Raw genomic sequence first — 12,248 nt, forward strand, 5'->3', positions numbered from 1 at the left:
CGCCGACGAACCCTTCCCCGCAGACCCGCATGGAACCACCGTTCATCCCCGAATACAACAAGCCCGATGCCCCCGGCATCGCCATGAACTTCGACAACACGGTGTCGCTCTACCACATCGTCGAGCCGGAGGACGACTTCGTGAAGGCCGCCTCCGACGTCTTCGCCCTGCTCAAGCAGGCCGAGGCCGCCTATCCCGGATGGCCCCGCGTCTTCTACGTCGACATCCGGGGGCATGCCGGGCCCCGCCACGGCTTCACCGACGACTTCTTCGAGTTCCAGCAGGACTTCTGGTTCGCCACCATCGCCCACTTCGTCACGGCGTTCGAGCTGCCCCTGACCGGCCCACTCGTCAACCCCAACCCCCAGCGCAACGACCTGCCGGACACGCTCGTGATCCGCGAGCCGGGCGAAGATCCGGCGTGACGGCGCAGGGTCATCCACCCGGACGGACCCCTCACCACCCCCATTCGGCCGCCTTGTCGCGGTACCAGGCCTGCATGAGGTAAAAGGCTTTTTTGCGCAGGCCGGCGTCGGACACCAGCCCCTTACGGTTCCAGAAATCCTGAATGCGCGGCAGGGGACGACGCGGCGAGCGGAAGTCCTTCAGGATCCATGGCGACGTGCCCCGGAGGAAGGGGATCCGGTCGAGCATGGCCAGGTTGTGTTCGTAGACGGAGGCCTGGTACGTCTCCGTCCAGCGGTCCAGTGCCGTGCCGTGGTAGCCCTGCAGGGCCCCGCCGCCGAACTCGCTCATGATGACGGGCTTGCCGTAATCCGACTGCCAGCGGAGGCCGGCGCACGCCTCCGGCAGGGCCGGGCCGTACCAGCCACAGTAGCTGTTGATGCCGATGACGTCCACCACGCCGGCCAGCGGGTCGTCGATGTAGAGGATGCCCTCCTCATGCCGCTGGGTGTCGAGGGCCGCCGTGACCAGCCGCGTCGGGTCGAGGCGGCGGATGGTGGCGGCAAGCCGGGAGAGGAAGGCGAGGCGGGCCTCGCTGAGGGGCGTCTCGTTGGCCACCGACCACAGGATGACCGCCGCCCGGTTGCGGTCCCGCATCACCATCTCCGTCACCTGTTGCTCGGCGAGGGCGTAGACGGCCGGGTTCTCGAACTGCACCGTCCAGTAGACGGGGACCTCGGCCCACACGAGCAGGCCCAGGCGCTCGGCGGTGCGCACCATGTGCTCGTTGTGCGGGTAGTGCGCCAGGCGGACGAAGTTGCAGTTCATCTCCCGGGCCCAGCCGAGCAGGACGGCGGCCGCTTCCGGCGTGGCGGCCCGCCCCCCGCCGAAGGGACGTTCCTCATGGAGGCTGACGCCCCGCAGGAAGATCGGCTTGCCGTTGAGCAGGATGTCCTCCCCCCGCCGCTCGATCGTCCGAAACCCGATCTCGTCGGTGAGGGTGTCTTCGCCGGCCTGGAGGATCACCTCGTAGCGTTTCGGGTCGGCGGGCGACCAGCGTGCCAGCCCCGTGGCCGGCAGTTCGACGGCAGCGTAGCCCTGCGCGTCGGTCGTGAAGCGCCGGTGCAGGTTTGCTTCGGGGATCGCGACGGTCACGGGGCGGCCGGCGGCCTCCGGCCCGTCCAGCTGGACCCCCCCGCGGATCACCTCGGGGGTGTCCGGGTCCAGCTGGAGAACGTAGTCCCGGATGAACGTGGCGGGTGTCGTGACGAGTAGCACCGAGCGGGTCAGCCCACCGTAGTTCCACCAGTCGAAGTTGACTGTCGGCACGCCGTCGTGTCGGCGCCGGTTGTCCACCTTCACGATGAGCACGTTCTCGCCGTCGCGCAGGTGTTCCGTGACCTCAATGTTGAACGGCGTGAAGCCGCCCACGTGATGGCCGATCCGTTCCCCGTTGAGGTAGACGTGCGCCTCGTAGTTGGCCGCGCCGAAGTAGAGGAAGGCGCGCCGGTCGGAGGCCGGGGTGTAGGGGAAGGCCCGTTTGTACCAGACGGTGCCTTCGTAGAAGAAGAGGCGGTCGTCCTGGGTGTTCCAGTCGCCGGGGACGTGCAGCGCCGGTCCCGCGTCGAAGTCGTACTCGATCAGCTCCCAGGGCCGGGTCATCTTCCGGTCACGGAAGAAGCCGTCGGAGGCGATCTCGTAGCGGTGGTTGTAATAGCCGGTCTCGAAGGGATCGATGACGACGCCCCAGCGCCCGTCGAGCACCAGGGGGTCGCGCGCGTAGACGTTCTGGAGCAGCCTGTCGGGAACCTGTGCGAAGGCCGGGGAGGCCACGACGAGCAGCAGCGGAGCGAGGCGAAGCAACATGATCGATGCAGGTCATGGTGGGCCGGGACGTCCCAGTTTAAGCAACGAAACGCCGCGTGTCCACCCGCTCCCTCATCCGGAACGGTTCACGGTCCGTTGCCAAAGAGCGCTTCGAACTCCTGGCGCTGCTGCAGGTCGCCCAGCATCAGGAGTTCCGTGTCCGGGGTGAGCACGGTCGAGGCCGAAAGGCGGGTGTTCAGTTCCCCGTTGCGCCGCAGGGCGATCACGGTGAGCCCGGTACGCGCGCCGATCCCGGTCTCGGCCAGGGTCTTGCCGGCAAGTGACCGGGGCAGCGGCAACGCGAACAGGTCGATCCCCTCCCCCAGCACGAGCAACTCTTTCCCCTTGAGGATCGAATAGACGGCCTCGACGCCCAGCGAGGCATAGCTGAGGACGAAATCGGCACCGGCCCGGTGGATGGCCTCGAGGTTGCGCTCGTGCGTGATGCGGCTGACGATGCGCAGCTCCGGGTTCAGCTTACGGCAGTAGGCGGCCAGGTAGATGTTCATTGCATCGTCGTTCGTGGTCAGCACCACGGACGGGGCCTCCAGAATCCCGGCGCGCCGGAGCAGGTCGTAGTCCGAGGCATCGCCGGTGAAGACCCGGTCACACACGGCCCGGACGCGCTTGCTCACGGCGGCATCCCGCTCGACCAGGTGGACGGGAACCTCCCGTTCGCGCAGGGCCCGGGCGGCGGCCGCCCCGACCCGCCCGCCGCCGATGACCAGCACGGGGTTCGGGTTGACGTCGTAGATGAAGAACAGGTCGTCCAGGGTGCTCAACTGCTCCTCGGTGCCGATGACGACGAGCACGCTGGCAGAACCCAGCCGCAGCTCCGGCCGGGCCGCCAGCAGCCGCCCACGCTCCCACACGCCGATGATGCTCACCCCCGAGATCTGGCGCAGGCGCGTCTCCCGCACCGTCTTCCCGGCCAGCGGGGTCCGGTGCACGGGCAACTCCGCAATGAGCAGGTCCCCGTACCGGCCGACGGGGTGCGCGTGCGCGTGCAGGGCATTGACCCGGCTGGCAAGCTGCTCGCCCAGCCACTTCTTCAGCGGCAGCACGTGCGTGGCCCCGCTGAGCTGTAGCACGTCCACGGCGTCTTCCTCGCTGGCCACGGCGACCACCGGAACCGACGGCTCCAGCTCCCGCACCGTAAGGATCAGGTTGGTGTTCGTCGTATCCTCCCGGTTGGCGAAGACCAGGCGGGCGCGGTTCAGGTGGAGCGCCTCGTAGGTCGTCCGGCTGTCAAGCTCGCCCGTGACCACCGACACCCCGTCGAAATGCCGGGACGCCGCGACCGCCGGGTCCGGCTCCAGAACGAAATAGGGAACGCCCTCCTGCTCCAGCCGCCGGATGAGGCCCGGCGCAATGCTGTCGTAGGCGCAAAGGACGACGTGCCCCTCCGTGCCGGGCGGAACGCGGCGCGGCGCGCGCATCCGCAACTGTGACTCCAGCCAGGGCGCGTAGAAGAAACGGATAAAGGCAAAGGGCAACACGATCAGAAGCAGCACAATGCCCGAGAGCAGCACGACGATGCTGAAGACGCGCCCGAGGTCGCTGTGAAACGTGATGTCCCCGAAGCCGAGCGTGCTCATCACCGTCAGCGTCCAGTACAGCCCGGTGATCCAGGAGTGCTGCTGCCCCTCCACCTCCAGCATGATGACGTGGAAGAGCACGGCATAGACCGCAATCACCACCCCCAGAAACGCCAGGTACTTCAGCAGCGACCGCACGTTGCGCCGGACCTGGGGGTCGCTGAAAAAGTAGGAAAGCTGTGTGCTGACGAATTTCATCTACGTCGATGGTTGAACCCGCTGTCCCGTCCACCGGGTTAACGCCGGTACCCGATGCGGCGTTCGGCCCCCGACGCCGGATTCGGCCGGCGCGGGATGACGGCCACCGGACCGCCCTTCCCGCAACGCCTGCCACCTCCTCGCCGGTTGTGGCGAACCGGAGACCGGCCAGAGAGGAACCGGCGAAGATCTTTGCCACGAAGGGGATTCGAAGCGCAAACAGCATTGAGCCTGCCGCGGATTCGCAACAATACGTCCACGGGCGCCCCAACCGCAAAGGGGAGGGCGTCAGGGCAGAACGGCGTGGGCCGGAAACCCCGGCGGCCTGGTTCGTATCATAGTCCGGATCGAAAAATCGCCCTTCCCATTTTCTCCCTGTCGTGATGAATGTTGCCGTGTGGAGTCGCCGGCTGATCGTTCCGGTGCTGTGGGGTCTGTTGATCTTGCCCGTCGCCCGTGCGTGGGCGCAGGAAGCCCGCTTCGAGGCGCTGGCGGACACCGTGCCCGGGATGATGGCGGCCGCCGGCGTCCCCGGCCTGGCGCTGGCCGTGATCGAAGACGGCACCGTCGCCTGGGCCCGGGGCTTCGGGGTGCGCAGCACCGTGACGAACCCGCCCGTCGAAGCCGGCACCGTCTTCGAAGCCGCCTCGCTGAGCAAACCCGTCTTCGCCTACCTCACCCTCCAGCTCGTCGACGAAGGCGCGCTCGACCTCGATCGCCCGCTGGCCGAATACCTGCCCTACGCGGACATCGCGCACGACCCGCGCTACCGCAAGATCACGGCCCGTATGGTGCTCAACCACACGACGGGCTTTCCGAACTGGCGCCCCCCCGGCGACTCCCTGCGCCTCGACTTCGACCCCGGTACCCGCTTCCAGTACTCCGGAGAAGGGTTCGTCTACCTGCAAAAGGTCGTCGAACACCTGACGGGCATGCCGCTCCGGGTGCTCGCCGTCCGGCGCGTCTTCGAGCCGCTGGGCATGACGCAGAGCAGCTTCGTGTGGGAGGACCGGTTCGGGCCGGCCGTCGCCGCCGGGCACCGGGAGGACGGCGTCGCCTTCGACAAGTTCGTCCCGCAGGTGGGCAATGCGGCCTGGAGCCTGCACACCACCGTGCAGGACTATGCCCGTTTCATGATCGCCGTGATGAACGGGGAAGGGCTCAGCACCACCCTGCACCGGGCCATGCTCAGCCCGCAGGCCGACGCCGAGGCGGGCATGAGGTGGGGGCTCGGATGGGGGCTCCAGCCCGCCGGGGACGACCTTGCCTTCTGGCACTGGGGCGACAACGTGGGCTACAAATCCTTCGCCATCGCCTTCCCCCGGAGCCGGCGCGGCCTCGTCTTCCTCTCCAACAGCAACAACGGCATGCTCCTGCTCCACGCCCTCCTGAAGGAGACCTTCGGCCAGGACCAGCCCGCCGCCGACTGGCTCGGCTACGACCGCTACGACGACCCGCAGTACCAGATCCGGGCCGAACTCTACGACGTCCTCCTGAAACAGGATGTGGCCGCCGCCATCGCCCGTTACCATGAGCTGAAGGCCGAAGCCGCCTATCCGCCCGTCGCCTTCGAAGAGGATATGCTCAACACCCTGGGCTACCGCCTGCTGCGCACCGGCCGCGTCGAAGACGCCATCGAAATCTTCAAGCTCAACGTCGAGATGTTTCCGAACGCCTACAATCCGTACGACAGCCTCGGCGAGGCCTACATGGTCCAGGGCGATCTCCGGCGTGCCCTCGAAAACTACCAGAAGTCCGTCGAGCTCAACCCGGAGAACGAGCACGGGGCCCGGATGATCAAACGGCTGCGGGCGGCACTCTTCAGGCAGCCGTGAGCCGGCTCAGTAGATCAGCACCTCGGTACCCGGCAGATGGACGAAGACGGCCGCCGTCGTGCCGAGGAGCTTCCCCGTCGCGACGTCCTCGGCGTACGTCACCACGAAGGCAATGCCCTGGCCGGTGGCGTCATAGTAGGCGGTGTTCTCCTCGTACGGGTTGACGAAGACCTGCAGGGGGGCAAACCGGGCCCGGATGGCGTCGATGGTGCTGCGGGTGGAGAAGCCGTCGGCGGTCTCATAGGCGGGATCGGTGGCATGGATCTGCACCGCCCGGTCGTCCCGGTAGTAGACCACCAGGTGCGGCGAGCCCGGAGGCCCCCAGAGGTCCAGCTCCACGCCGCTGTCGTTCGGCACCACCCAGGTGCCGTCGGGCTCGCCCAGCAGGCGCCGCACCTCGGCCCGCGTAGCCTGGAGCCGAACCGGTCCCAGGCGCTCCCCGGGGACGATGAGACGATCCGCCGCTCCGTCCCCCGCCTCACAGGCGACGAACACGCAACCGGCAACCAGCACCGGGACGATCGTTCCGAACGTGCGACGAAGCATGTTTTGATCGGGGTGATTGTGCATCAGGCATCCCGCCCCACGGCGAAAAAGCCAGGACCATTACGCCACAAGGTAATCCGGTAAGCCGCCATCCTCAAGCCGATGCCCGATCTTCTTCCCTCCGAAGCGGCCTGGCGTGACCTGACCCTGCCGCTCGATGCGCTGCTCCGCCCGGTACTGCGGTGGACGGTCTACCTGGGCGTATTGCTTTTCGTGCCCTACGTGCTGGTCTGGGGCTGGCCCGCGATCCACCTCGACTGGCCGTCGGCGTTGCTCACGGTGCCGGCCGGCGTGGCGGGGTTCGTTGCGGTCTACGCGGTGAGCGCGGTCCTCCACGAGGGGCTTCACGCGCTCGTCATGGTGACGGCCGGCGTGCCGTGGCGGTCGATCCGGTTCGGCGTGCGGTGGCGCGACGGCGTGGCGTACGTCCACACCGACCGGCCGATGACGGCGCGGGCCTACCGCGTCGTGCTGGCTGTGCCCGGCCTTCTCCAGGGCGTGCTCCCCGCGCTGGCCGGCCTTTTCTACGGGAACGGCTGGCTCCTGCTCTACGGCTACGTCATGCTCGTCTCCTCGCTCGGCGACGCGGTCATGCTCCGGCTGCTCGCCCCGCTCGACGGCGCCACCCTCGTCCGCGACCACCCCACCGAACTCGGCTGCCAGGTCGACGGCGTGGCGCGTTGAGGATGCAGGGCCTTTCGTCCACAACGCGCTCCGGGCCTTCGTGGCAAAGAAGGGCCAATGAGCCGGTTGAAGGCGGAGCGGGCTGGCTGCCCGCGTTTCAACCGGTGCTCCGGAACCAGGCGCGGAGGACCTGCTCGGCGGGTTTGTCCTGGGGGGTGAAGTCGAGGTCGCGGGGGCGTCGTCCGGGGTCGGCCTGCCATTTCCAGATAATGACGCCGGCGAGCCAGGGCGCGTCCCAGCACGCATCGAAGAAGGCCTGAAAGAGCCGGGCCTGCAGGTCGAAGTCGGGGGCGAGGTGGCCGTACTCGTCGCGAGAGGGCCAGCGCCAGGGTTCGGCGGCAGCGTAGGAGACGCTCCGGTAGCCGAGCTCGGTCAGAAGGACGGGCCTGCCGGTGCGACGGGCGATGCGCTCGAGCGCCGCGCGATGGGGCGCCCAGCCGGCCCGGAGCGTCGCGAGGGAAGGACTGTCCGTCTCAGCGAGGGGGAAATAGGCCTGGACGCCCACGTAGTCGAGCGCATCCCAGAAGGGCACGTGCTCGAAGTCGTCGTGCCAGTTGGCGGCATAGGTGAGGGGACCGCCGTAGAGGGTCCGCACGTCGGCGATGAGGCGGCGCCAGAAGGCCTCGCGCGTGCGGACGGCCCGGGCCAGCTCCGTGCCGACGACGAGCAACGCGGCGTCCGTCCCGGCGGCGAGACGGGCGTAGTGCAGGATGAAGTCGCGGTAGGCGCGCTCCCAGGCCGTCCAGGCGGCTTCGGAGTCGAAGGTAAGGTCGGCCGTCCACGCGCCGCGCATCCAGAGTTGCGGCTTGAGGATCAGGCCGAGCCCGCGGGCGCGGAGCCGTCCGGCCAGGTCACGGATGCCGGCGTCGCTCTCGGCGTACCAGTGGCCGTCCGGGTTGTGGCGCAGCGCGGGCGTCTGAGGGTCCGGCTGGAACGCATAGGGGATGACGGCGACGTGGGTGACGCCGAGCCCGGCGAGGCGGTCGAGGAGGCTGTCGGCGGGAGGATGGCGGGCGTCGAGCGTGACGGCGCGGATCCGTGCATCCGGCCGGGCGGCCCCGTCCTCCTGCCGGAAAGGCGCCCATCCGAACGCCGCGACGAGGCCGGCCACGAGCACCCCGCCCAGGCCGGCCGTCAGAAGAAAACGCAGGTTCGTCATCGCGCACCTCGGCGGCAGGATCCAGCGATACCGGACTCCGTTTTGTCCGGCCCGCAAAATCTGTTAGATTTAGCGAACTTGCAAGATAAAAGCGGAGCCTTTTGCCGCCGCCCGTCGCATCAGGGAGGTCGCCGCCATGTACACCCGTCGCCAGTTCTTCGGCGCCCTCGGGCGCCCGGCCGCCGCCACGATGGTGGCCGCCACGTTCCAGCCCGCCGCCCTGCCCCGCCTGCTCGACGTGCTCGCCGGCTATGCGGGTCCCCCCGAGGAGATCGCCCGGGACGAGGACTTCTGGGCCGAGGTGCAGCAGGCTTTCACGGTGGACCGCAGCCTCATCAACCTGAACAACGGCGGCGTCAGCCCGGCGCCGGCCATCGTGCAGGAGGCCATGAAGCGCCACCTCGACTACTCGAACGAGGCACCCGTCTACACGATGTGGCGCATCCTGGAGCCCCAGCGCGAGGGCGTCCGGCAGCGCCTGGCGCGCGCCTTCGGCTGCGACGCCGAGGAGATCGCCCTCACCCGCAACGCCTCCGAAGGGCTCCAGATCTGCCAGCTCGGCTTCGACCTGAAGCCCGGCGACGAGGTGCTCACCACCACGCACGACTACCCGCGCATGATCACCACCTTCCGGCAACGCGCGCGCCGCGAAGGGATCCGGCTGGTCCAGTTCCCCCTGCCCATCCCCGCCGAGGACCCCGACGAGGTGGTGCGGCTGTTCGAGGAGCACATCACCCCGCGCACCCGGCTCATCCTCATGTGCCACATCGTCAACATCACCGGGCAGATCCTGCCCGTCAAGCCGGTGGTGCAGATGGCCCGGGCGAAGGGCATCCCCGTCATCGTCGACGGGGCCCACGCGTTCGCCCACTTCGACTTCACGCACGCCGACCTCGACTGCGACTACTACGCCACGAGCCTGCACAAGTGGCTCTTCGCCCCGCACGGCACCGGCATGCTCTACGTCCGCCGGGACAAGATCCGCGACCTCTGGCCGATGACGCCGGCTCCGGATACGCTCGACGACGACATCCGCAAGTTCGAGGAGATCGGCACGCATCCGGCCGCCAACTACCTGGCCGTGGCCGAGGCGCTCACGTTCCACCAGGGCATCGGCAGCCGGCGCAAGGAGGCCCGCCTGCGGTATCTGACCGACTACTGGGCCGAACGCCTCCTCGCCCACGACCGCGTGCGCCTGCACACCAGCCGCAAGCCGGCCTTCTACTGCGGCATCGCCACCGTCCAGATCGAAGGCATCGACCCGGTCCGGCTCGGGGAGTACCTGTGGGAACGACACCGCATCATCGTCACCCCCATCCAGCATCCCGAGTTCGAGGGGCTGCGCATCACCCCGAGCGTGTATACGACGCTGGAAGAGCTCGACCGCTTCGTCGAGGCGATGGAGCACGTCCTCCGCCACGGCTTGCCGGAGGGTTGAGCGTTCTGCGTTGCGCGTTGCGCGTTGCGCGTTGCACGTTGCGCGTTGCACGTTGCGCGTTTTTCCCGAACGAAAATATGAAGCCATCGTCCCAGAACCCATGGGTCTTTGTGCCCCGACAGTCCGTCATGATCGATCTTCGATCCGTGTCCATCCGTGTGCCCTGATCGGATCGAGCTCGCTGTGCCTCCGAGGGATAGCGCCGGTTTTTTCACAACGTACCACGTGAAACGTGCAACCTGAAACCTCCAAATGACCTATGACCCGAACCCTCGTCGTCGCCTGGATGGCCGTGCTGGCCGGATGCACCACGCCCGCGCCGGAGACGGTGCCGGACGGAGGCCGCAGCGTCGTCGCCACCGGGGCCGCGCCGGCCGCCGTCGGGCCGTACTCGCAGGCCGTCCGGGTGGGTAACCTGCTCTTTCTGGCCGGGCAGATCGGGCTGGACCCGGCCACCGGGCAACTCGTCGAGGGCGGCGTAGTGGCCGAGACGCGGCAGGCCATGGAGAACCTCCGGGCCGTCCTCGAAGCCGCCGGCTTCTCGATGGCCGATGTGGTGCAGGCCCAGGTCTTCCTGGCCGACCTGAACGACTACGCCGCCATGAATGAGGTCTACGCTTCCTTCTTCGACGGACCACCGCCGGCCCGCGCCGCCGTAGAGGTGGCCCGCCTCCCCCGTGACGCCCGCGTCGAGATCATGATGACGGCGGCGCGATGACGCACGACGTTGCCATCGTGGGAGGCGGCATCGTGGGGCTGGCGACGGCCTACCAGCTCGCCCGGCAGGCCCCCGGCCGGTCGATCATCGTGCTCGAGAAAGAGGCGGCGCTGGCCACCCACCAGACGGGCCGCAACTCGGGTGTCATCCACTCGGGCATCTACTACCGTCCCGGCTCGCTCAAGGCCGAGAACTGCCGGGAGGGCCGCAAGGCGCTGGTGGCGTTCTGTGAGCGGGAAGGGCTGCCGTTCGAGGTGTGCGGCAAGGTGATCGTGGCGGTGACGGAAGCGGAGCGGCCGCGCCTGCACGCCATCCTGGAGCGGGGACGGGCCAACGGCATCGCGGCCCGGCTCATCGGGCCGGAGGCACTGCGCGCGCGCGAGCCGCACGTGCGGGGCGTCGAGGCCATCCTGGTGCCCGAGGCCGGCATCGTCGACTTCCGGGCCGTGACGCTCCGTCTGGCCGAGCGCGTCCGCGAGCGCGGGCACGAGGTACGAACGAACGCCGCCGTCCGCGACGTGGCCGTGCGCTCCGACGGGTTCACGCTGGCAACCGAGGCCGGCGAGGTCCGGGCACGCTACCTGGTCGGGTGCGCCGGCCTCTACGCCGACCGCCTCGCCCGGATGTGCGGCCTCGAGCCGGGCGTGCGCATCATCCCGTTCCGGGGCGAGTACTTCGAATTGAAGCCGCCCGCCCGCGCCCTGTGCCGTCACCTCATCTACCCCGTGCCCGACCCGGCCTTTCCGTTCCTGGGCGTCCATTTCACCCGGATGATCGACGGGCGGGTCGAGTGCGGGCCGAGCGCCGTCCTGGCCTTCGCCCGCGAGGGATACACCTTCGGCACGGTGAACCTGCGCGACCTGGCCGAGATGGTGACCTATCCCGGCTTCCGGCGGCTGGCGGCCCGGCATGCCCGCACCGGCTGGCACGAGCTGCGGCAGTCGCTCTCGAAGCGCGTCTACCTGCGCGCGCTCCGGCGCCTCATCCCCGACGTCACGCTCGACGACCTGGCACCCCGCGTGGCCGGCGTGCGGGCCCAGGCCGTCCGCCCCGACGGCACCCTGGTCGATGATTTCCTCTTTGCCGAGACCGACCGGGCGGTGCACGTGTGCAATGCGCCCTCACCGGCGGCCACCGCCGCGCTCAACGTGGGCCGCTTGGCCGCCGAACGCCTGCTGGCCCACCTGGCGTAACGTCCCGTATCACAGGCGGCACGGACGTGCGACGAGCCTGGCGCATCGCGGCCGGCAAACCTGTAACGAGAAACCCGAAACGCACGATGGCCTGGATCGACATGATTGACGAGGCGGACGCCTCGGGTGAACTCAGGGAGATCTACGACGAGATCATCGGGAGCCGGGGCAAGCTCTCGAACATCATGCGCATCCACAGCCTCAACCCGCCCACGATGCGGGCGCACCTGGCCCTGTACCTGAAGATCATGTTCGGTCGCTCCGGCTTGCACCGGGCCGACCGCGAGCTGCTGGCCACGGTGGTCTCGGCGGCCAACGGCTGTGCCTACTGCGTGCACCACCACGCCGAGGCGCTCAACTTCTACTGGAAAGACCGCGACCGGGTGCAGCGGGTCGCCGCCGACTTCCGCGCCGACCCCGACCTGACGCCCGCCCAGCGGGCCATGCTCGCCTACGCCGAGAAGCTCACGAGAAAGGATGCAGGATGGCGAGCGCAGGAAGCCCGCGGCTTCAGGGCTATGTTGGCCGTGTAGGGCCGCGTGACGCGGCCGGACGGCCCCATGAGATAGCCCATGTGGGAGGAATGCGCCTTTGCCCGGCGCACAACG

The 12,248-nt window shown here is 68.7% G+C and carries 11 protein-coding genes; 7 read left to right on the plus strand and 4 right to left on the minus strand.

Annotation, left to right across the window (positions count from 1 at the left end; translation table 11 throughout):
* Positions 1 to 29 precede the first annotated feature (29 nt).
* A complete protein-coding gene (locus GQ464_RS10150; protein WP_166978595.1) occupies positions 30 to 425 on the plus strand; it encodes a hypothetical protein in 396 nt (131 codons plus the stop codon).
* 31 nt (positions 426 to 456) lie between these two features.
* On the opposite strand, the gene GQ464_RS10155 is transcribed toward GQ464_RS10150, so the two are convergent.
* On the minus strand, positions 457 to 2,271 hold the full coding sequence (locus GQ464_RS10155) for a glycoside hydrolase family 2 protein (protein WP_166978596.1): 1,815 nt from the start codon (positions 2,269 to 2,271) through the stop codon (positions 457 to 459).
* An 86-nt stretch (positions 2,272 to 2,357) separates the two neighbouring features.
* Positions 2,358 to 4,067: a potassium channel family protein gene (locus GQ464_RS10160; protein ID WP_166978597.1), complete on the minus strand. Its 1,710-nt coding sequence runs from the start codon at positions 4,065 to 4,067 to the stop codon at positions 2,358 to 2,360.
* 383 nt (positions 4,068 to 4,450) lie between these two features.
* On the opposite strand from GQ464_RS10160, the gene GQ464_RS10165 reads away from it, so the two are divergent.
* On the plus strand, positions 4,451 to 5,902 hold the full coding sequence (locus GQ464_RS10165; RefSeq protein ID WP_228350182.1) for a class A beta-lactamase-related serine hydrolase: 1,452 nt from the start codon (positions 4,451 to 4,453) through the stop codon (positions 5,900 to 5,902).
* A 6-nt stretch (positions 5,903 to 5,908) separates the two neighbouring features.
* Here the strand turns inward: GQ464_RS10165 and GQ464_RS10170 are convergent, their stop codons facing one another.
* Entirely contained in the window at positions 5,909 to 6,448 is a 540-nt protein-coding gene (locus GQ464_RS10170; protein ID WP_166978599.1) for a hypothetical protein, read from the minus strand.
* Between the two features lie 102 nt (positions 6,449 to 6,550).
* Between GQ464_RS10170 and GQ464_RS10175 the strand changes: the two genes are divergently transcribed.
* On the plus strand, positions 6,551 to 7,132 hold the full coding sequence (locus GQ464_RS10175; protein WP_166978600.1) for a DUF3267 domain-containing protein: 582 nt from the start codon (positions 6,551 to 6,553) through the stop codon (positions 7,130 to 7,132).
* A gap of 97 nt (positions 7,133 to 7,229) precedes the next feature.
* Here the strand turns inward: GQ464_RS10175 and GQ464_RS10180 are convergent, their stop codons facing one another.
* Positions 7,230 to 8,291 (minus strand): glycoside hydrolase family 113, encoded by a 1,062-nt coding sequence (locus GQ464_RS10180; protein WP_166978601.1) that lies wholly within the window; start codon positions 8,289 to 8,291, stop codon positions 7,230 to 7,232.
* A gap of 136 nt (positions 8,292 to 8,427) precedes the next feature.
* Between GQ464_RS10180 and GQ464_RS10185 the strand changes: the two genes are divergently transcribed.
* From GQ464_RS10185 to GQ464_RS10200, 4 genes are all read left to right on the plus strand, one after another.
* Positions 8,428 to 9,729 carry an aminotransferase class V-fold PLP-dependent enzyme gene (locus GQ464_RS10185; protein WP_166978602.1) on the plus strand — a complete coding sequence of 434 codons (1,302 nt, stop codon included), beginning with the start codon at positions 8,428 to 8,430 and terminating at the stop codon, positions 9,727 to 9,729.
* A gap of 286 nt (positions 9,730 to 10,015) precedes the next feature.
* On the plus strand, positions 10,016 to 10,447 hold the full coding sequence (locus GQ464_RS10190; protein WP_272493471.1) for a RidA family protein: 432 nt from the start codon (positions 10,016 to 10,018) through the stop codon (positions 10,445 to 10,447).
* The gene (gene lhgO / locus GQ464_RS10195; RefSeq protein ID WP_166978605.1) at positions 10,444 to 11,640 is read left to right on the plus strand and encodes an L-2-hydroxyglutarate oxidase; all 1,197 of its coding nucleotides are present in this window, start codon (positions 10,444 to 10,446) and stop codon (positions 11,638 to 11,640) included. Before GQ464_RS10190 ends, lhgO begins: the two co-directional genes overlap by 4 nt.
* Before the next feature lie 86 nt (positions 11,641 to 11,726).
* The gene (locus tag GQ464_RS10200) at positions 11,727 to 12,173 is read left to right on the plus strand and encodes a peroxidase-related enzyme (protein ID WP_166978607.1); all 447 of its coding nucleotides are present in this window, start codon (positions 11,727 to 11,729) and stop codon (positions 12,171 to 12,173) included.
* Positions 12,174 to 12,248 lie beyond the last annotated feature (75 nt).

This window comes from Rhodocaloribacter litoris (genome assembly GCF_011682235.2).
Classification (GTDB): Bacteria; Bacteroidota; Rhodothermia; order Rhodothermales; family ISCAR-4553; genus Rhodocaloribacter; species Rhodocaloribacter litoris.